General features: G+C 68.7%; 18 protein-coding genes. 11 read left to right on the top strand and 7 right to left on the bottom strand.

Annotation, left to right across the window (positions count from 1 at the left end; translation table 11 throughout):
• Positions 1-58: 58 nt before the first annotated feature.
• The 4 genes from gloA2 (at position 59) to QLQ15_RS04650 (ending at position 2,742) form a co-directional block, all read left to right on the top strand.
• Positions 59-448: an SMU1112c/YaeR family gloxylase I-like metalloprotein gene (gene gloA2 / locus QLQ15_RS04665; RefSeq protein ID WP_283211683.1), complete on the top strand. Its 390-nt coding sequence runs from the start codon at positions 59-61 to the stop codon at positions 446-448.
• Positions 445-936: a GNAT family N-acetyltransferase gene (locus QLQ15_RS04660; RefSeq protein WP_283211682.1), complete on the top strand. Its 492-nt coding sequence runs from the start codon at positions 445-447 to the stop codon at positions 934-936. Before gloA2 ends, QLQ15_RS04660 begins: the two co-directional genes overlap by 4 nt.
• 131 nt (positions 937-1,067) lie before the next feature.
• Entirely contained in the window at positions 1,068-1,703 is a 636-nt protein-coding gene (locus tag QLQ15_RS04655) for a porin family protein (protein WP_283211681.1), read from the top strand.
• Positions 1,704-1,833: 130 nt separating this feature from the next.
• Positions 1,834-2,742, top strand: a complete 909-nt coding sequence (locus QLQ15_RS04650; protein WP_283211680.1) for a 5'-nucleotidase, lipoprotein e(P4) family — start codon at positions 1,834-1,836, stop codon at positions 2,740-2,742.
• Positions 2,743-2,954: 212 nt separating this feature from the next.
• On the opposite strand, the gene QLQ15_RS04645 is transcribed toward QLQ15_RS04650, so the two are convergent.
• From QLQ15_RS04645 to QLQ15_RS04630, 4 genes are read right to left on the bottom strand one after another with little or no spacing between them, the layout of a single operon-like run.
• A complete protein-coding gene (locus QLQ15_RS04645) occupies positions 2,955-3,914 on the bottom strand; it encodes a Csu type fimbrial protein (RefSeq protein ID WP_283211679.1) in 960 nt (319 codons plus the stop codon).
• Positions 3,914-6,214, bottom strand: a complete 2,301-nt coding sequence (locus QLQ15_RS04640) for a fimbria/pilus outer membrane usher protein (RefSeq protein WP_283211678.1) — start codon at positions 6,212-6,214, stop codon at positions 3,914-3,916. Before QLQ15_RS04640 ends, QLQ15_RS04645 begins: the two co-directional genes overlap by 1 nt.
• A 34-nt stretch (positions 6,215-6,248) precedes the next feature.
• Positions 6,249-6,965 (bottom strand): fimbrial biogenesis chaperone, encoded by a 717-nt coding sequence (locus QLQ15_RS04635; RefSeq protein WP_283211677.1) that lies wholly within the window; start codon positions 6,963-6,965, stop codon positions 6,249-6,251.
• A complete protein-coding gene (locus tag QLQ15_RS04630) occupies positions 6,965-7,456 on the bottom strand; it encodes a Csu type fimbrial protein (protein WP_283211676.1) in 492 nt (163 codons plus the stop codon). Before QLQ15_RS04630 ends, QLQ15_RS04635 begins: the two co-directional genes overlap by 1 nt.
• Before the next feature lie 329 nt (positions 7,457-7,785).
• Here QLQ15_RS04630 and QLQ15_RS04625 point away from each other — a divergent pair, with 329 nt between their 5' ends.
• Entirely contained in the window at positions 7,786-8,688 is a 903-nt protein-coding gene (locus QLQ15_RS04625; protein ID WP_283211675.1) for a hypothetical protein, read from the top strand.
• Between the two features lie 26 nt (positions 8,689-8,714).
• Positions 8,715-11,471 (top strand): glycerol-3-phosphate 1-O-acyltransferase PlsB, encoded by a 2,757-nt coding sequence (gene plsB / locus QLQ15_RS04620; RefSeq protein ID WP_283211674.1) that lies wholly within the window; start codon positions 8,715-8,717, stop codon positions 11,469-11,471.
• 177 nt (positions 11,472-11,648) lie between these two features.
• Here plsB and QLQ15_RS04615 read toward each other — a convergent pair whose 3' ends face one another.
• Entirely contained in the window at positions 11,649-11,858 is a 210-nt protein-coding gene (locus tag QLQ15_RS04615; protein WP_283211673.1) for a YdcH family protein, read from the bottom strand.
• A gap of 65 nt (positions 11,859-11,923) precedes the next feature.
• Here QLQ15_RS04615 and ttcA point away from each other — a divergent pair, with 65 nt between their 5' ends.
• From ttcA to QLQ15_RS04600, 3 genes are all read left to right on the top strand, one after another.
• Positions 11,924-12,823, top strand: coding sequence for a tRNA 2-thiocytidine(32) synthetase TtcA (ttcA, locus tag QLQ15_RS04610; protein ID WP_283211672.1), 900 nt, complete (start codon positions 11,924-11,926; stop codon positions 12,821-12,823).
• Between the two features lie 129 nt (positions 12,824-12,952).
• Entirely contained in the window at positions 12,953-13,858 is a 906-nt protein-coding gene (locus tag QLQ15_RS04605; protein ID WP_283211671.1) for a recombination-associated protein RdgC, read from the top strand.
• A 69-nt stretch (positions 13,859-13,927) separates the two neighbouring features.
• Positions 13,928-14,731, top strand: coding sequence for a M48 family metallopeptidase (locus tag QLQ15_RS04600; RefSeq protein ID WP_283211670.1), 804 nt, complete (start codon positions 13,928-13,930; stop codon positions 14,729-14,731).
• 13 nt (positions 14,732-14,744) lie between these two features.
• Here QLQ15_RS04600 and QLQ15_RS04595 read toward each other — a convergent pair whose 3' ends face one another.
• Positions 14,745-15,620 carry an alpha/beta fold hydrolase gene (locus QLQ15_RS04595; RefSeq protein WP_283211669.1) on the bottom strand — a complete coding sequence of 292 codons (876 nt, stop codon included), beginning with the start codon at positions 15,618-15,620 and terminating at the stop codon, positions 14,745-14,747.
• A complete protein-coding gene (gene hemH, locus QLQ15_RS04590) occupies positions 15,620-16,642 on the bottom strand; it encodes a ferrochelatase (RefSeq protein WP_283211668.1) in 1,023 nt (340 codons plus the stop codon). Before hemH ends, QLQ15_RS04595 begins: the two co-directional genes overlap by 1 nt.
• A 236-nt stretch (positions 16,643-16,878) precedes the next feature.
• Between hemH and QLQ15_RS04585 the strand changes: the two genes are divergently transcribed.
• Positions 16,879-17,745, top strand: a complete 867-nt coding sequence (locus QLQ15_RS04585) for a lipid-binding SYLF domain-containing protein (RefSeq protein ID WP_283211667.1) — start codon at positions 16,879-16,881, stop codon at positions 17,743-17,745.
• A gap of 93 nt (positions 17,746-17,838) precedes the next feature.
• On the top strand, positions 17,839-18,075 hold the full coding sequence (gene tatA, locus QLQ15_RS04580; protein WP_283211666.1) for a Sec-independent protein translocase subunit TatA: 237 nt from the start codon (positions 17,839-17,841) through the stop codon (positions 18,073-18,075).
• Positions 18,076-18,091 lie beyond the last annotated feature (16 nt).

Below are 18,091 nucleotides of genomic sequence, written 5' to 3'. Positions count from 1 at the left end.
CGTTCCGCGATGGCCGGGACGACGACATTCGCGATCCATTGCGAGGACAATCGCGACCATGAACCTCCAACGCATCCACCACGTCGCGATCATCGCGTCCGACTACGCGCGTTCCAAACGCTTCTATACGCAGGTGCTTGGGCTGCGCGTTCTCGCCGAGGTGTACCGCGATGCGCGCGATTCGTGGAAGCTCGATCTCGCCCTGCCCGACGGCACGCAGCTGGAGCTGTTCTCGTTCCCGTCGCCGCCGCCGCGTCCGTCGTATCCGGAGGCCTGCGGTCTGCGGCACCTGGCATTCGAGGTCAGCGACGTTGCGGCGTCGGCGGAAGAGCTCGTCGCGCTCGGCGTCGCGGTGGAGCCCATCCGCATCGACGAGTACACCGGGCGCCGTTTCACTTTCCTCGCCGATCCGGACGATTTGCCGATCGAACTGTACGAGGCGCCATGACGTTCGCCATTCGCGACGCGCAGGACACCGACCATCCGCGCATCCTCGCGCTCAACCTCGAATCCGAGGAGATGCTGAGCCCGGTGGACGCCGCACGCCTGCGCCAGCTCGACACGATGGCGGCGTACCACCGCGTCGTGTGCGAGGGCGATGAGGTGGTCGCGTTCCTGCTCGCCTTCCGCGAGGGCGTGGACTACGACAGCCCCAACTACCGCTGGTTCGCGGCGCGCTATCCGCGTTTCCTTTACGTGGATCGCGTGGTCGTGGCGTCCTCGCACCAGGGGCGCAAGCTCGGCCCGCGGTTGTATCGCGACCTGTTCGACTTCGCACGCGCGCAGGCCGTGGAAGCGGTGACGTGCGAGTTCTACACCGTGCCGCCCAACGAAGCCTCGCGACGCTTCCACGCGGGCTTCGGTTTCCGCGAGGTCGGCACGCAATGGGTCGCCGACGGGCGCAAACAGGTGTCGCTGCAGGTGGCATCGGCCTGACAGGCGCTGCGGACGTCGGGCCCGGAATGCCGCTAAAGTATGGCGGGCCCTGGGGAGGGCCCTCGGATGCCGCAATGGCGTCCGTCCATCACATCAAGCATTACGGGGAATACATGTCCAAGAATGGATGCATGGCGCTGCTCGCCATCGCGTGCGGCGTGGCTGCGCCTGCTGCGCAGGCCAACGGAAACTTCTTTGTCGCTGGCCAGGCCGGCCAGGCGACGTACGAGGACAGCGGTCTGTCGGAAGACAAGGCCAACACCAGTGCGCTCAGCCTGGGCTATCGCTGGCAGGCCGGTTCGATCGTGCAGATCGGCCTGGAGGCCGGTGGCGGCAAGGTCGACGAGATCAGCGAGGGCTTTTCCTATTCCGGTGATGTCTACTCGGAAGAGGCCCGGGTCGGCTTCGATGTCCGTTACGCGCATCTCGGCGCCAACGCTCGCTTCAGCTTCGGCCCCAACAGCCGCTGGTTCGCCATCGGCCGCGCCGGCTACATGGCTTACGAACAGAACCTCAACGCCAGCTATCGCTTTACGTACAACGACCCGTTCCTCAGCCAGTTCAACGGCAGCGAGAGCGTGTCCGAGAGCGAGGACGGCGGTGGCGCCTACTTCGGCGCGGGCATTGGCGTGGACGTCACGCCGAACTTCAACGTCAACGTGATGTTCAACGGCTACGCCTACTCGCCAATGGACGAGAACGGCGAGCTGGAAGACGACTCGAGCACAGCGAACACCACCACGCTCGGTCTGGAACTGCGCTTCTGATCCACGCTGGACGACGGGGCCGGCAAGCCGGCCCCGTTCCTGCGCCAGGCCAATGCCGGCAGGCACGGACACAACACCGACGCCGACCTCGGGCTACACTCGCGCCCCGATCCGGCCACTGTCCCGTGCCATGCAGCCTCGCGTCCTTCCGCTTTCCCTTCTCGCCTGCGCGCTCGCTCTGACCGCGTGCAAGCGCAGCGACACCGAACCGACCCCGTCGCCCGCGCCGGCCACTGCCGCGACCACCGCGCCGAAGGCCGTCGTCCAGGCCGACGACAACCTCAATGCCGTGCTGTGGATGCAGACGGCCGCCGAGTACCCGGCCGCGACCACGACGGTCTACCGCGCCGCCGCGGACAAGCTCGACACCGCGCTCAAGCAGAAGCACTGGGACGCACTGGTGACCGATGAGCGCGGCAACGCGGCCACGGGCCTGCCGCCGGCGGTGGTCATGGACGTGGACGAAACGGTGCTGGACAACTCGCCTTACCAGGCCCGCCTGGTGCGCGATGGCAAGGAATACGACGAAGTCACCTGGGACGCCTGGGTCGCCGAGAAGAACGCCAAGGCCGTGCCGGGCGTGGTCGATTTCGCCAAGGCCGCAGCGGCGAAGGGCGTGACCATCCTGTACCTGTCCAACCGCGCCGTGCACCTGAAGGACGCCACCATCGCCAACCTCAAGGCGGTCGGCATGCCGGTGAAGGACGACAGCGTGTTCCTGGGCCTGGGCACGGTGGTCGAGGGCTGCGAGCAGAACGGCAGCGAGAAGAACTGCCGCCGTCGCCTGGCCGGCCAGCAGTACCGCGTGCTGATGCAGTTCGGCGACCAGCTCGGCGACTTCGTGCAGATCACCGCCAACACGCGCGAGGGTCGCGCGCAGTTGCTGGAGCAGTACGGCGACTGGTTCGGCGAGCGCTGGTGGATGCTGCCCAATCCGACCTACGGCAGCTGGGAGCCGGCGGTGTTCAACAACGACTGGAGCCAGCCCCGCGAGGCCCGTCGCCAGGCCAAGCGCGACGCGCTGAACGTGGCCCAGTGATCGGACGGCTCAACCGGTCACGTAAAATCAACAGGTTAGATGCGATATCTTGAGGTGTTGCATCAGGTTTGGCGGGCAGGTAGTCTGCCCTCCGTCCGGCGCGAGCCGGAGCCATGCCACAACTCGAAGTCCTCCGGCCCCTGGCCGGATTTGAAGGAGGCCCCCGCGCCTCCTTTTTCTTTGCGCGAGTCTTTGCGCGGCGCCGGCGGCGCTCAGTACTCGACGGTAGCGGTGATGCTGTCGGTGTAGGTGCCGGCGGTGAAGGTTCCCGCCGCCGGGACGCGACCGTAGACCGTCATCGTGACCGGACTGCCCTGGCCGGCGCCGGTGCCGGTGCCGATGACCGTGCTGCCGCTGCCACCGCCGGTGCCCCAGATCGTGTTACGCGCGGCGGTGGTGTAGAGGTTGTAGGAGACGAACTGTGGACCGCTGCCGTTGAGGAACATGCGGCGGTCGTTGACGTTGCCCGACTTGCCGCCGTCCAGCTTCACCGTGTACGCAGTGCCGTTGGTGCAGGTCACCGTCAGGTTGGCCTGCGCGTCGCGCGCGGCGGCCAGCGAGGTGTAGGTGCCGAAGTTCATGTTCTGCGCCGCGATCAGGCAGCTGCCCTGCAGTGTCGCGCGCGAGGTGAAGGTGTAGTTCGGCGTGCCCGGCGAGACGTTGGTCGCGCAGTTGGCATTGTTGGCGGTCGAGTAGCCCCACACCGCGCTGATGGCTTCGGTGTAGTTGCCCGGCGTCGGGTTGTCCGGCTGCGTGTTCGCCAGCCGGCCGTACAGCGTGATCGGGCGGCTGATCCAGGTGTTGCGCGAGGTGATGGTGATGAGCGTCGACGCGTTGTAGGTGTAGTTGGCCTGCTGCGTGTAGGTCGCGTCGGTGTAGATGTCGTACGCCAGCGTGCGCACCGGCGTGGCGGTGCGGTCCATCTCGCGCGGGGTGCCGCCGTTGTTGGTGCCGGCGCAGACCAGCGCGGTGGCGCCGACATCGGCCTGTGCGGTACCACGGCACGAAGCCGTCACCGTCAGGGTGGACGTCGCCGCACCCACCGGCAGCGTCAGCGTGCCGAAGCTCAGGTCGGTGGCGTTGTCGATCTGGCAGGTGATCGCGGCGGACGCCTTGCCGGGCGCGAACCACGCGGCCAGGGCGAGAGCGACGACGGCTAGGGTGCGACGCATCAGGGTTGCTCCTTCGTTCGGCATTGCGCGGGCGCGGTGGCACCCGGCTCCGCGGCGCGCGCCATGGCCGGCGCGGCGGTGCTGCAATCCACGCCGGCACGGGTCCAGCGCAGCGTTTCACCGTCGGTGTAATTGTCGAGCCACAGTGCGCCATCGAAGGCGACGATGGCTTCACGCCCATCGGCACGCACCACGCGCATGCCGGCCTCCACCGGCTGCCCGTTGGCGTCGCGCAGCGTGATCGTGGCGGTACGCACCTGGCGGATCGCGAACGGCACGTGCACGCCGCTGCGGTCCGGCGGCGTCACCAGGCGCTCGACCGAAGGCACTTCCATCGAGGACGGCAGGCCATCCGGGTCGATCGCAACGCGGTTGCGCTGCCAGCCACGCAGTTCCGGCAGCAGCAGGTAGCCGTGGCTGTTGGTGCGTCCGGCGACGCGGTTCTCGTAGAGGATCGGCACATCGGCCACGCCGTTCGTCGAAACCACGGCGAACGAATCGGGAATCGTGCGACTGGTGAACACCGAGCCGCCCATCCACACCACGCTGCCGTTGGCCTGCGCGAAGGCGCCGGTTTCGTTGCCCACGTGATCGAGGCCGCCCCACACATCGCCCGAGCGCGCGCGCCAGCCGGCGCCAAGCACGCCGTCGCCGTTGTCGCGCGCCTGCACTTCCCAACCCAGGCCACCGCCGTAGGGCAGCGGCTTGCGCAGCGCGGCGATCGCATCGGTCTCGCCGCCCTGGCGATCGACCGAGAGCGAAGCGTCCAGGTCGCCCAGCGGAATGCTCAGCGAAAGCGACGCGCCGCGACCGGAGCGATCGTCGTCGAACGCGCTGATGGTCCACGAGAACGCGCGGTAACTCTGGTTGAAACCGAAACCGATCGTGCGGCTGCCCGGGTTTTCCGGGTTGCGGTCCTCGTAGCGGATCCACGACAGCGAGATCGAGCCGCGCGGAATCGAGAGCCACGCGGACGCGCGGTCCTGCCGCAGCAACGGCAGGCTGCCGTCGTCGATCGAACCCAGGTCGCGGTAGCCGCGGCTGGCGCGTTGCGCGTAGAGGTCGAAACCCACGCGCTGGCCGAACCACTGGTAGCCGCCGCCGTACTGCTCGCCACCGGCCAGACCGCCGCTGTAGGCGTAGTTGGCCGAGAACACACCGAACCGGCCCATCGGCGACCACGCCATGCCGACGCCACCCTGGGTGAGGTCGTCGCCGTACTCGCCGTGCATTTCGCCGGTCAGGTTGTCGGTGAGGCCGCGGCGCCAGCTGCCACTGGCGGCGATGTGATCGCTGTAGTCGTTCGAGCGCAGGCCGTAGTTGCGACGCAGCGCACCGGCTTCGAACGAGAAGTCGTTGAGCCCGCGCGCCAGGCGCTGGTAGTCCACGTACAGCGGCACCACCGTCTGCGTGGTGCGGCCGAGCGCGTCGGTCACCACGACCGTGGCCTGGCCGGCGCCGGCCAGGCGCGGGAAGTCGCTGAGCACGAACGGGCCCGGATCGACCTGCGTGCTGAACTGGCGGACGTTGTTGATGTACAGGTCCACCGACGACGGCACCGTGGCGTCGGCGGCGAACTGCGGCATCGGATAGATGATGAGGTCCGGGCGCACGCTGAAGTTGCGCCGCCATTGCACACCGCCCATGCGCACCGGGCGGCTCCACGACAGGCCGCCGGAAATCAGGTCGCCGGCGGTCCAGGTCCACATGTTCTGGGGATCGGAAATCATCCAGCGCGAGTCCAGGCGCAGGTAACCGTTGTCCTGGTCGCCGGTGCGGCTGACGCCGGTGTTCTGCAGGCTGCCGAAACGGCCGAACCAGCGCAGCGACGTGCCCACCGATTCGGTATGGCTGTCTTCGTAGCGGCGCGTGTAGGCGTCCCAGTCGAGCACCAGGCCCTGGTCCCGATTGACGGTGATCGGCGTCGGCGAGCGGTAGCCGATCTGGTTGGCGCGACGCAGGCCCGGCGCGGGCACCAGCACCACCTGCTGCAGCGCCGCGTCGTAGGCGTAGGACAGGCCGTCGATGGCGTCGAGCGCGATGCGGCCGGTCGGATCGGCGGTCACGTCGGCCGGCAGCAGCAGGCCGATCGCGTCCAGGTCGGCGGCGTCCACCGACAGGTTTCCGCCGGAGCGCTCGAAGCGCACCAGCGGACGGACGATCTGGCCATCCATGACGATGTCCAGGTACAGCGATTGCGGCGCCGCCAGCAGCGCGCGCTGCTGGTCGGCCGAGAGCTTCTCGTCGCCCGGGCTCAGGCCGATGGCCGCGTGCGCCTGCCCCACCACGGCCACGAACATCGCGGCCGACAGGGCATACGCGAGGCGACGGACCTTAGGGCGCTGCCGACAGTGCAATCGTCGCCGGCTGACCGTTCAGCCGGACCTCGAGCTGCTTCCACTGAGCCGCCGGGCCAAGCTTGTCGGCGTCGAGCGGAAAGCGGCGGGAACTGCCTGACAGCACATAGCCCAGCAGACCGTCGGTGATCTGGACGCTGCGGCCGTCGGCCGACAGCAGGCGACTGGCGCCGAGCTGGGCCGCGACGCCGCCGCGGTTGCTGCAGGCCAGTTCGGCCGCACCGAGGTGGCATTCGAGCGCCGCCGGGGCGGGATCCACTGCGCGCACGAACACCGGAATGAGATAGCGCATGCGCACGGTGACGGCGCTGCCCTGCTGAGCGGCCGGATCACCCGGGAGCTCATCGACGACCACGCGATAGGTTTCTTCGCGCTGCGGAGCGGCATCGGAATTGCGCACGAGCCGGACCAGCTGGTCCGCGCCACCGGCGATTTCCACCACCGGCGGGCTGACCGTCAGATCGTTGCTCGGCACCAGGACGTCGTCATTGCCGTCCTGGGTCCAACGGTACACACGGATCTGCGCCGCCACCGGGCTGTCGCCGGCGTTGCCGAGCATGAGCCTGCCGCCGCGATTGCCGGGCATCAGGTCAACGCTGGTCTGGCGGGCCTGCAACTGGCCGCGCGCCTGCGCGACCCCGCCCGTCAGGGCGAGGATGGCCAGTCCGGCAACCAGGGTGCGGCGCAGGATCATCAGAACGAGACCGTGGCGGTGACGGTGTCGGAGTAGTCACCGGTCGCCTTCGGGTTCTGCGAGCCGAACACGCGGCCGTAGATGGTGAAGGCGGTGGCACCGGCGGCCGAACCCGACAGCGTGACGTTACCCGAGGTGCCGTCGCCGATCACGTTCGTGCGGCCGGTTTCGGCGTACAGCGAGTAGTTGATGGTGTCGGTCAGGGTGGCGTGCTTCATCTTGCGGCTGGCGAACGTGGCGCCCGTACCGCCGCCGGCGCTGATGCCCACGGTGTACGGACCGGCCGAGACGCAGGTGACCGTCAGGGTGGTCTGCGCGTCGACGTTGCTGGCCAGCGTGGTCTGGGTGTTGAAGTTCAGCGGGTTGGTGGCGATCGAGCAGCTGTTGTCCAGCTTGATCGAGACCTGGAAGTTGGCGGTGGCGGTGCCGGCCATCGCCGCCGGGGCGGCGGCAAACAGGGCGAGGGCAAGGGCGGTGTTCAGGAGCTTCATGGGTTTTCTCCGCGCGGTTGGCGCTGTGCAACCGGCGCAATGCCGGGGGTCCCTGCGTAGAAAGCAGAAACCGTGCCAGCCGTCGCAGAACCGTTCAGAGCTCGTGAGGCGCGCGTGAAGGGCCTGTTTTCGCAAAGCTGAACGAGATTTCGATCACAGTTTCCGACTCTGAGTGTCGGTTAGGCCCAATCGCGTCACTTTTTGACCTTAAGTTCAGTGACGTCGTGCCGATATTCCGGCGGGTTTTCCAATCCGCGACTACCTTGGCTTGCTCCACCCCCGGTCGGCCGCCAAGATGCCGGCAGCGACTTGGGGGGAGCCGCACACCCATGCATCCGATTGCCCGCGCCACTGCTGCGTTGACGCTGGCGGCCGCCCTTGTGGCTGCCGGTTGCCAGCGCGCGCCTGCGCCGGTGATCGAACCGACGCCGACCGAACCGACGCTGGCGGTCGACCAGCTGATCCGCGATCTGCGCCACAACGACCTGGTGGCCTGGTCGCGCCATGCCGTCCCGCCGGACCTGCACGCCCGGCTGGACGTGGCCTGGGCGGAAGGCCGCACGCGCTGGCCGCTGACCGAACTGCCCCTGGACGACCGGCTGCCGGCGTTCCTAGATGCCCTGGCCGCTCCGGATGCCGATCGCCGGCTGCTGGCGGTTTACCGACGCCAATTTTCCGGCGCGAGCGCCGAGCTCCGCTCCGCTGCGGCCACGCTGGGGCTGTTCGCCACCCAATATCTGCGCAACGAAGGCGACTACAGCCCGGACGAGCGCGCGCATTACATCCAACTGGTGGGTGCGGTCAGCCGTTGGGGCCAGCGCGCACCTCTGGGCGACCTGCAACGCGCGCGCCAGACCATCCCGATGCTGACCGCAGCGGCCCGGCAGACCGGGCTGGCGGGCGGCCCGCAACGCTTCCGCGACCTCGGGATGGAACGCAGCCTGGAACGGCTGGGTCCCTTCTTCGAACGCTTCAAGCAGGTCCTGCGGACCTACGCGCTCGATCTTGATGCCGACCTGGGCACCGCACGGAAGAGCCTGATCGAGCGCGACGGCGACCACGCCCGCGTGCGCCTGACGTACACCCTGGCCGGACAGGCCATCACCGCAGAGCTCGCGGTCGAACGGATCGACGGCCACTGGTACCTCACCGACGCCCTGCGCCATGCGCGCGCCGAAGCCGACCGTCCGGCGGCCACAGCCGCCGCGCCGACGGGCGCCCCGGCGGGCTGAACGCGGTTACAGCCGCGAAAGGCATAATGCCCGCGATGCCGAAACAGACCCCTCTGCCTTTCCCGGAAGCCGACAAGGACGCCACGGCCGCCCCCTCCACGACCGAGCGCACCGACGGTGACGCCGGCGAACCGACCGCCGGACCGGTGGCCGAGGACGCTGCGCGTCCGGCCGTCGACCCGGCCCAGACCGAACTGCCGATCGCCAGCCCCACCGATGCCGACCGCGGCCGTCGCGGCCCGCGTCGTGCCGGCGAACCGCGTCGCCCGTGGTGGGCCAAGCTGCTGGGCCGGTTGATGGCCCCGTGGGTGCAGCTGACCATCGAACCGCGCAATCCCGCGGCCGAGATCCCCGAGGAATGGACCGGCCGCCCGGTCTGCTATGTGCTCGAGGACTACGGCCTGAGCAATGCGCTGATCCTCGAGCGCGCCTGCCGCGAGGCCGGCCTGCCGTCGCCGCTGCAACCGCTGCCGGGCGATCCGCTGCGACGCAAGCGCGCCTACCTCGCGCTGTCGCGCCGCAACGTCAACACGCTGGCCCAGTTGCAGCAGTCGCTGGGCACGGCCCCGGCATCGCCGAAGAGCCACTCGGGGTCACTGGCACGCCTGCTCGAAGCGCACCGCGAGGACCCCTCGCTGGACGTGCAGCTGGTGCCGGTGTCGATCTTCGTCGGCCGCGCGCCGGACAAGAGCAGCGGCTGGTTCTCGGTGCTGTTCTCGGAGAACTGGACGCTGGTCGGCCGCTTCCGTCGCCTGCTCGCCATCGCATTGAACGGTCGCGACACGCTGGTGCGCTTCGCGCCGCCGGTGGGCCTGCGCTCGATCGTCGACGAAGGCCTGCCGGCCGAACGCACGGTGCGCAAGCTTTCGCGCGTGCTGCGCACGCATTTCCGCCGCATCCGAGCGGCGGTGATCGGCCCGGACCTGTCGACGCGACGCCTGCTCGTGGACCAGGTGCTGACCGCGCCGACCGTGAAGGAAGCCATCGCCGACCAGGCTGGCCGCGACAAGAGCTCGCTCGCCGATGCCTGGAAGAAGGCGCACGCCTTTGCGTACGAGATCGCCGCCGACTATTCGCACCCGGTCGTGCGTTCGGTCAGCTTCCTGCTGACGCCGGTGTGGAACCGCATCTACCGCGGTGTGCTGGTCCACCACCTGGACAAGCTCAAGGAAGACGCGCCCGGCTATGAAGTGGTCTACGTGCCCTGCCACCGCAGCCACATGGACTACCTGCTGCTGAGCTACCTGCTGTACACGCGCGGCATCGTGCCGCCGCACATCGTGGCCGGCATCAACCTCAACCTGCCGGTGGTCGGCACGCTGCTGCGCAAGGGCGGCGCGTTCTTCATCCGTCGCAGCATCCGCGGCAGCGCGCTGTATTCGGCGGTGCTCAGCGAGTACGTGGCGCAGCTGGTCGCCGGTGGCTATTCGATCGAGTACTTCGTCGAAGGCGGCCGTTCGCGCACGGGCCGCCTGCTGCCGCCCAAGGGCGGCATGGTGGCGATGACGCTGCGCGCGTTCCTGCGCCAGCCCACGCGTCCGGTGCTGTTCCAGCCGGTGTACATCGGCTACGAGAAGCTGATGGAGGGCAACAGCTACCTGGACGAACTCTCCGGCAAGCCCAAGGAGAAGGAATCGATCTGGCAGCTGATGATGGGCATCCCCAAGGTGCTGCGCAGCAACTACGGCCAGGTGGTGGTGAACTTCGGCGAGCCCATCCGCCTCAACGACGTGCTCGGCCAGCATGCGCCGGACTGGGACGGCCAGCCGGTGGGCGAGGAAGAGAAGCCGGCGTGGTTCTCCAATACCGTCGACTCCCTGGCGCACCAGATCCAGGTCAACGTCAACCGCGCCGCCGACGTCAATCCGATCAACCTGCTCGCGCTGGCGCTGCTGTCCACGCCCAAGCACGCGATGGGCGAGTCCGACCTGCTGACGCAGATCGCGCTGAGCAAGTCGCTGCTGGCCGAACTGCCGTACTCGGACCGCGTGACGGTCACGCCGCATTCGCCGCAGGAGATCGTCGCCCACGGCGAGGAGATCAACGTGCTCTCGCGCACCTCGCACCCGCTGGGCGACGTGCTGGGCGTGAGCGGCGACAAGGCGGTGCTGCTCAGCTATTTCCGCAACAACGTGCTGCACCTGTTCACCGCGGCGTCGTGGATCGCGTGCTGTTTCCAGAACAACCGCCGCATGAGCCTGGGCGGCGTGTTGCGCCTGGGTCGCAGCGTGTACCCGTTCCTGCAGGAAGAGCTGTTCCTGCCGTGGACCGAGGACGAGTTCGCCCAGCGCCTCACGCGCACCGTGGAGGTGTTCATCCGCGAAGGGCTGCTGGAGCGGATCAGCGACGACGAGGGCGGCATCCTCGCGCGCAACGCGGGGCAGACCGACGAGGTGTTCCGCCTGCGCGCCATCGGCCATTCGCTGCAGCAGGCCTTCGAGCGCTACTACATCGCCATTTCGGTGCTGGTGAAGAACGGTCCGGGCACGCTCACCGCCGGCGAACTGGAAAGCCTGTGCCAGCTCGCCGCGCAGCGTTTGTCGCTGTTGTATGCGCCGGCGGCGCCGGAGTTCTTCGACAAGACGCTGTTCCGCGGCTTCATCCAGAAGCTGCGCGAGATGAAACTGGTCTGGCCGGATGAGAACGGCAAGCTGGCTTTCGACTCGCGCCTGGACGTGTGGGCGAAGGACGCCAAGTTCATCCTCGGCCGCGAGCTGCGCCACACCATCGAGAAGATCAGCCCGGAGAGCGCGAAGCCGGCTCCGGCTACCGTGGCGGAGTGACCTTGGGAGCCCCTCTCCCAACGGGAGAGGGGTTGGGGTGAGGAGCGTCGTAGGGAAAGCGGCTGAACCAGCAGTGCAGCACCGCACTGCGGTTCCAGGCTTGACGCCCCGTTTCCCCTCATCCGCCCTTCGGGCACCTTCTCCCGCAGGGAGAAGGGAAACAGCGGCGCTTCCGCCCTACGCGGGTTCGTCGGGAATCAGCGCGCTTTCCAGCCGCGCGATGCAGTCCTTCAGCCACAACCTGCGCTTCTTCAGGCGCTTGACCGTCAGCTCGTCCGCGTCGGCGGCCACAGCCAGACGATCGATGGCGGCGTCCAGATCGCGGTGCTCCAGCCGGAGTTCGGCCAGCTTGCGTGCGAGCACCGCGGGATCGTCGCTTTCGATCATGCGCGAAGCTTAACGCGCCCCCGCGCCCAGCGTCACCGCGGCGCGGCCGGTAGAATGGCCGGTCCATGAGCACCGTCCTGCCCCTTCTGGAACCCCAGCCGCACGTGCGCGCGTCGCAGCGCCGTGCGCACGAGAACCACAAGCTCGCCAAGCGATTGCGCCACCAGGTCGGTCGCGCGATCGCCGACTTCGGCATGATCGAGGACGGCGACAAAGTGATGGTGTGCCTGTCCGGTGGCAAGGACAGCTACACGATGCTCGACATCCTCCTGCAGCTGCAGCAGAAGGCGCCGGTGAAGTTCGAGCTGGTCGCGGTGAACCTGGACCAGAAACAACCGGATTTCCCCGAGCACGTGCTGCCGCGGTACCTGGAATCCATCGGCGTCCCGTACCACATCATCGAGCAGGACACCTACTCGGTGGTGACGCGCGTGGTGCCCGAAGGCAAGACCATGTGTTCGCTGTGCTCGCGCCTGCGACGCGGCGCGCTGTACACCTATGCCGAGCAGAACGGCTTCACCAAGATCGCGCTGGGCCACCACCGCGACGACCTGGTCGCCACGTTCTTCCTCAACCTGTTCTTCCACGCCAAGCTCGCGGGCATGCCGCCCAAGCTGCTCAGCGACGACGGCAAGCACGTCGTGATCCGTCCGCTCGCCTACGTGCGCGAGGACGACATCGCCGCCTATGCGCAGGCGAAGGAGTTCCCCATCATTCCGTGCAACCTGTGCGGCTCGCAGGAGAACCTGCAGCGCAAGCAGGTGAAGAAGATGATGGACGCGTGGGAGCGCGAAACGCCCGGCCGCATCGAGACCATCGCGCGTGCGCTGGGCGACGTCCGCCCCTCGCAGCTGAGCGATCCGAAGCTGTTCGACTTCCTCGCGCTCGGCCGCCACGGCGAGGCGCCGCTGCCGGACGCGCATGCCTGGCTGGCCGGCGAGCCGCACGCGCAGGACGAGTCATAACCCTTTCCGCCCTCGGGGTTGCCGTCTCCGCGAATGCGGGGATCCGGCGGCTTCATGCTTGTCGCGACACAGGCACCGGTTTCCCGCGTTCGCAGGGATGACGGCGCCGGTCACACCACAGGACCTTCGATGTTCTTCCGCAACCTGACGCTGTTCCGCTTCCCCACCACCACCAAGCTCGATGCACTCGAAACCGGACTGGGCGAATGCCAGCTCAAGCCGGTGGGTCCGCTGGAACTGTCCAGCCGCGGCTTCATCTCGCCGTTCGGCCGCGACGCCGACGCGATGTCGCACAGCCAGGGCGATGCCACGTGGCTGGCCGTCGGCGGTGAAGACAAGATCCTTCCCGGCTCGGTCGTCAACGACATGCTCAACAAGAAGCTGTCGGAGATCGAGGCGAAGGAAGGCCGCCGACCCGGCGGCAAGACGCGCAAGCGCATCAAGGACGAACTCATCACCGACCTGCTGCCGCGCGCGTTCGTGAAGCCCAGTCGCACCGACGCACTGATCGACATGGGACTGGGCGTGGTCGCGGTGGATACCTCCAGCCGCAAGTCCGGCGAGAACGTGGTCAGCGAGATCCGTCGCGCGCTGGGCAGCTTCCCGGCGTTGCCGCTGAACGCCGAAGTCGCACCGCGCTCGGTGCTGACCGGCTGGGTCGCCGGCGAGCCGCTGCCCGAAGGCCTGTCGCTGGGCGATGAATGCGAACTGCGCGATCCCATCGACCAGGGCGCGGTGGTGAAGGTGCAGCGCATGGAGCTGCAGAGCGACGAGATCGCCAAGCACCTGGAATCGGGCAAGCAGGTCACGCGCCTGGCGCTGAACCTGGACGACCACGTGTCGTTCGTGCTCGGCGAGGACCTGATCGTGCGCAAGTTCAAGCTGCTCGACGGCGCCGTGGACGAGCTCGAGTCGACCGAGCGCGACGACCTGCGCGCCGAACTCGATGCACGCTTCGTGCTGATGGCCGGCGAGTTCCGCCGCCTGTTCACGGTGCTGGAAGGCGCGTTGAAACTGTCGAAGGCAGAAGCCTGACGTCGGCGATGCGGGCGGACGTGCCCGCGTCGTCATATTCGCCGCCACACGGGCGGCTATGATCCCTGCATGCCCTCGCCCCTGCGCCCGCTCGCCCGCCTGTTCGCGCCCACGCCGCGTACGGTGGAACGCGAAACCCTGCAGATCGAACTGGCCGACGGTCGCAACATCGAGCTGCAGCGCGTGCGGGATCCGCGCGCGCGCCGGCTGAAGCTGTCCGTCGACGAGCGCGGTGCGCGCCTCACGCTGCCGATGCGTGCGAGCCTGGCCTCCGCCGACCGTTTCATCGCCGAGCACCGCGACTGGCTCGCGACGCAACTCTCGCGTTACGCGATGGATGCCATGCCCGCGCTGGAAGCGGGCATCACGACTTCGTTGCCGCTGCGCGGCGCGCTGCATGCCGTGCACTGGCAGACGGGGCGCTTCACCCGGCTCGACCACGCGGTCGATGGCAGCGGCGACCTGGTGTTCGCGCATCCGGCCCGCGCCGGCGATGCGGCGCTGCGGCGTGCGGCGCGCGATTTCTACGAGGCGCAGGGTCGCGCGGATGTGGGCCAATGGCTGCCGCGCTATCTGCCGTCGCTGCCGCGCGCGCCGCGCCGGGTGACGTTCAAGATCATGTCCTCGCAGTGGGGATCGCTGGCGCCGGACGGCTCGATGGCGCTGGACCTGTCGCTCGTGCTCGCGCGTCCCAGTGCGTTCGAGTACGTGCTGGTGCACGAACTCTGCCATCTGATCCACGCCGACCACTCGCGCGCGTTCTGGCGCGAGGTCGAGGCGCGCAGCCCGCACTGGCGCGAGGAGCGCGAGTACTTCCACAGCGAAGGCCGCAGGCTCAAGGCCACGTTGCGGGCCTTGTGCGGGAAAGCCTGATAGGCACTGCGCGCTAGTCGCGCGTGAAGAAGTCTCCGATCACCGCCGCCACTTCCGCCGGCTGTTCCATGTGCAGATGGTGCCCGCCCTCCATCACCACCAGCTCGCCGCGCGGCAGCAGCGCGGTGCGTTCGCGTCGCAGCGGATCGGGCAGGTACGGCTGCGCCGGATTGGCGAAGATCACGCGCGTCGGGCACTCGATGCCGGCGACCAGGTCACGCACCTGCGGTTCGGTCGGGCGTTGCATGGTGGGCAGCGTGAGGCGCGGGTCGCTCGACCAGGTGAAGCCGCCTTCCACCGGCACCACGCCGCGTTCGACCAGCAGGCGCGCCGCGGTCTCTTCCAGCCGGCTGCCGACCTGCGCGCCCGCGGTCATGCGTGCGCGTACCGCCACGGCGATGTCCGGGAACACACGCAGCGACTTGCCGCGCAGCGCGCGCGTGGCCGCGATGGCCTCGCGCATGCGCGAAACGGTGCGCTCGGGCACTTCGGCCAGCGCGCCCAGCGCTTCGATCGCGACCAGGCGCTCCACGCGCTGCGGGCACGACGCCGCGACCAGGCTGGAGATGCCCGCGCCCATCGAATGACCGAGCAGCGAGAAGCGCTCCCAGCCCAGTGCATCGGCGATGTCGAGCACCGCGTTCACGGCGGCCGCGAACGAGTAATCCGCACCCGCCGGCAGATGTGCGCTGGCGCCGTGGCCGGGCAGGTCTGCCGCGACCAGGTCGATACCGCGCAGGTGTGCGGCCAACGGGACGAAACTGGCGGCGTTGTCGAGCCAGCCATGCAGCGCGAGCACGCGCGGCGCACCGGCGTCGCCCGCGCGCAGGCCGGAAATGCGGCCGGTGGGCGTATCCAGAGTGAATTCGTGCAGGCCGCGGTAAGGCATCAGGTCCAGTTCTCCAGCGCACGACGCGCGATGTCCGCCAGCGCGTGCGCATGCGGCCGGCTGTCGTTGAGGCAGGGGATGTATCGCAGCGTTCCGCCGTGTGCGGCGAACTTCTCCGCCAGCATCATCGCCACTTCCTCCAGCGTCTCGATGCAGTCCACGGCGAACCCCGGCGCGACGACGTCGACGTTTCGCACGCCGCGTGCGGCCAGCGCGTGCAGCGTGCCTTCCGTGCTGGGCTCAAGCCATTTATCGCGACCGAAGCGCGACTGGTAACTCAGCGTCCAGGCGTCGCGCGCCAGGCCCAGGCGTTGTGCGATGGCGGCCGCGCCGGCCTCGCACTGGCGCGCGTAGGGATCGCCCGCGTCCACCAGCCGCTGCGGAAGACCGTGAAAGGAGAACAGCAGGTGCTCACCCGCACCGTTCGCCTCGCGATGTGCGCGGATCGAGTCGGCGACGGCGTCGAGCCAGCCTGCGTCGACGTGGTAGTCCTCGACCATGCGCGTGGGCAGCGCGTGTTCGCGCGCGAGCACGTCGGCGACCGATGCGGTGGTGGTCGTTGAGTACTGCGGATACAGCGGCAGCACGACCGCGCGGCGCACACCCTGTTGCCGCAGCTCGCGCAGGCGCGCGGATAACGCGGGCGTGCCGTAGCGCATCGCATCGACCACGCGCAGCGACGGCAGTTGTGCCTGCACCGCGCGCGCCAGCCGGCGCGTGTGGGCCGCCAGTGGCGAGCCCCCGTCGTCGCCGGGCAGCCAGATGCTGGCGTACTTCTTCGCCACCGGCGTGGCGCGCAGGGGCAGGATCACCAGATGCAGCAGCGGCAGCCATAGCCAGCGCGGAAGGGCGACGACGCGGCGGTCGCTCAGGAATTCGCCCAGGTAGCGACGCACGGCGGACGGGGTCGGCGCGTCGGGCGTGCCGAGGTTGACCAGGACCAGTGCGGTGTCCGGCGCCGGATCGGTGGGAACGGTGGGCGCGCCGTCGGGAGCGGCGTCGCGGCTGGCGTGAGCGGGCATGCCGCATAGGATGACAGCTGCGCCGGACTCCGCGCACCCGCATCGGGCCGTTCGCATTCTGCGATCCACTGCGCCGATCGGTACGATCGTGGCGCCGGATTGATCAGCTTATGCGAGGTACGTCCACTTCCGGCGCTTGACGCCGGCGCCGGTTCGGTGACGATTCATTGCCGTATCACTAGCCTGAACCGACTGCCTGCCGGCGGTCGCACATCGACTTTCCCCTGGAGTCCGCCATGTCCCGCCTGCCGCGCCTTGCCGTCCTGATGATCAGCCTGAGCCTTGCCACCGCCGCCATGGCCGGTCCGCAGGAGGACGAGCGCGCCCGCCAGGCGGTGCGCGTGCTGACCGATATCCAACAGATCCCCGAAGCCGGCATTCCCGACAAGCTGCTCGACGAGGCACGCGGCATCGTGGTCGTGCCCGACGCGCTGAAGGTCGGCCTGGTGCTCGGCGGACGTCGCGGCCACGGCCTGCTGTCGGTGAAGAACCCCGACGGCACGTGGTCCGCGCCCAGCTTCGTCAAGCTCACCGGCGGCAGCATCGGCTTCCAGGCCGGCGTGCAGTCGGCCGACATCGTGCTGGTGTTCCGCAGCGACCGCGGTCTGGATTCCATCGTCAACGGCAAGGTCACCCTGGGCGCCGACGCCGGCGTGGCCGCGGGCCCGGTCGGCCGCAACGCCTCCACCGCCACCGACGGCCAGCTCAAGGCCGAGATCTGGTCGTGGTCGCGCGCGCGCGGCCTGTTCGCCGGCATCGCCCTCGACGGCGCCGTGCTGTCCATCGACGACGCCGCGAACGAATCCGTCTACGGCCGCGACACCACGCCGCGCATGATCTTCGAAGGTCGCGCGCACGGGCAGCCTTCCAATGCGGTGGTGGATTTCCGCGATCGCCTGGAGGAAGCCAGCGCCATCGCGCGCAATGCGCGTGCCCACAACGATGCCGACTCGCGCGCCCGTTCCGGCGCATCGCGTCCGGCCAGCACCACGTCCGCCACCGCCGCCGCGCCGGTTCGCGCCGCCCAGACGCAGCCGGCACAAACCCAGCCGAGTGCCTTCGAGACCGTGGAAAGCCCGGTTCAGGCCGAACCGCTGCCCTGAAACCCGCACGGTTAACCGGTTTTCACCAGCGGCATGACAGCGCGTGTCATGCCGCTGCGGTATCCTGAGCATCCATCTACTGCGGACACTTCCATGGGCAGTTTTAGTCTCTGGCACTGGCTGATCGTCCTGGCGATCGTCGTGCTCGTCTTCGGTACCAAGCGCCTGGGCAATGTCGGCAAAGACCTCGGTGAAGCGGTGAAGGGCTTCAAGAAGGGCATGCGCGACGACGATGACGACCGCCCGGCCGGTCAGCTCCGCGACGAGTCGCGTCGCGACGACACCCGTCAGTCCACCGAAGAAAAGCAGGACGACCGCAACCCGCGCTGACGCGGCGCGGCTGATC

It is taken from the genome of Lysobacter stagni (assembly GCF_030053425.1).
In the GTDB taxonomy this organism is placed as follows: domain Bacteria; phylum Pseudomonadota; class Gammaproteobacteria; order Xanthomonadales; family Xanthomonadaceae; genus Lysobacter_J; species Lysobacter_J stagni.
Note: the sequence above shows the minus strand (reverse complement) of the source record. Positions and strands in the feature narration are given on the sequence as shown.

Coding starts and splice junctions, on each gene's coding strand:
- gloA2 (WP_283211683.1), top strand. CDS start 59: ATGAACCTCCAACGCATCCACCACGTCGCGATCATCGCGTCCGACTAC.
- QLQ15_RS04660 (WP_283211682.1), top strand. CDS start 445: ATGACGTTCGCCATTCGCGACGCGCAGGACACCGACCATCCGCGCATC.
- QLQ15_RS04655 (WP_283211681.1), top strand. CDS start 1,068: ATGGCGCTGCTCGCCATCGCGTGCGGCGTGGCTGCGCCTGCTGCGCAG.
- QLQ15_RS04650 (WP_283211680.1), top strand. CDS start 1,834: ATGCAGCCTCGCGTCCTTCCGCTTTCCCTTCTCGCCTGCGCGCTCGCT.
- QLQ15_RS04645 (WP_283211679.1), bottom strand. CDS start 3,914: ATGCGTCGCACCCTAGCCGTCGTCGCTCTCGCCCTGGCCGCGTGGTTC.
- QLQ15_RS04640 (WP_283211678.1), bottom strand. CDS start 6,214: ATGTTCGTGGCCGTGGTGGGGCAGGCGCACGCGGCCATCGGCCTGAGC.
- QLQ15_RS04635 (WP_283211677.1), bottom strand. CDS start 6,965: ATGATCCTGCGCCGCACCCTGGTTGCCGGACTGGCCATCCTCGCCCTG.
- QLQ15_RS04630 (WP_283211676.1), bottom strand. CDS start 7,456: ATGAAGCTCCTGAACACCGCCCTTGCCCTCGCCCTGTTTGCCGCCGCC.
- QLQ15_RS04625 (WP_283211675.1), top strand. CDS start 7,786: ATGCATCCGATTGCCCGCGCCACTGCTGCGTTGACGCTGGCGGCCGCC.
- plsB (WP_283211674.1), top strand. CDS start 8,715: ATGCCCGCGATGCCGAAACAGACCCCTCTGCCTTTCCCGGAAGCCGAC.
- QLQ15_RS04615 (WP_283211673.1), bottom strand. CDS start 11,858: ATGATCGAAAGCGACGATCCCGCGGTGCTCGCACGCAAGCTGGCCGAA.
- ttcA (WP_283211672.1), top strand. CDS start 11,924: ATGAGCACCGTCCTGCCCCTTCTGGAACCCCAGCCGCACGTGCGCGCG.
- QLQ15_RS04605 (WP_283211671.1), top strand. CDS start 12,953: ATGTTCTTCCGCAACCTGACGCTGTTCCGCTTCCCCACCACCACCAAG.
- QLQ15_RS04600 (WP_283211670.1), top strand. CDS start 13,928: ATGCCCTCGCCCCTGCGCCCGCTCGCCCGCCTGTTCGCGCCCACGCCG.
- QLQ15_RS04595 (WP_283211669.1), bottom strand. CDS start 15,620: ATGCCTTACCGCGGCCTGCACGAATTCACTCTGGATACGCCCACCGGC.
- hemH (WP_283211668.1), bottom strand. CDS start 16,642: ATGCCCGCTCACGCCAGCCGCGACGCCGCTCCCGACGGCGCGCCCACC.
- QLQ15_RS04585 (WP_283211667.1), top strand. CDS start 16,879: ATGTCCCGCCTGCCGCGCCTTGCCGTCCTGATGATCAGCCTGAGCCTT.
- tatA (WP_283211666.1), top strand. CDS start 17,839: ATGGGCAGTTTTAGTCTCTGGCACTGGCTGATCGTCCTGGCGATCGTC.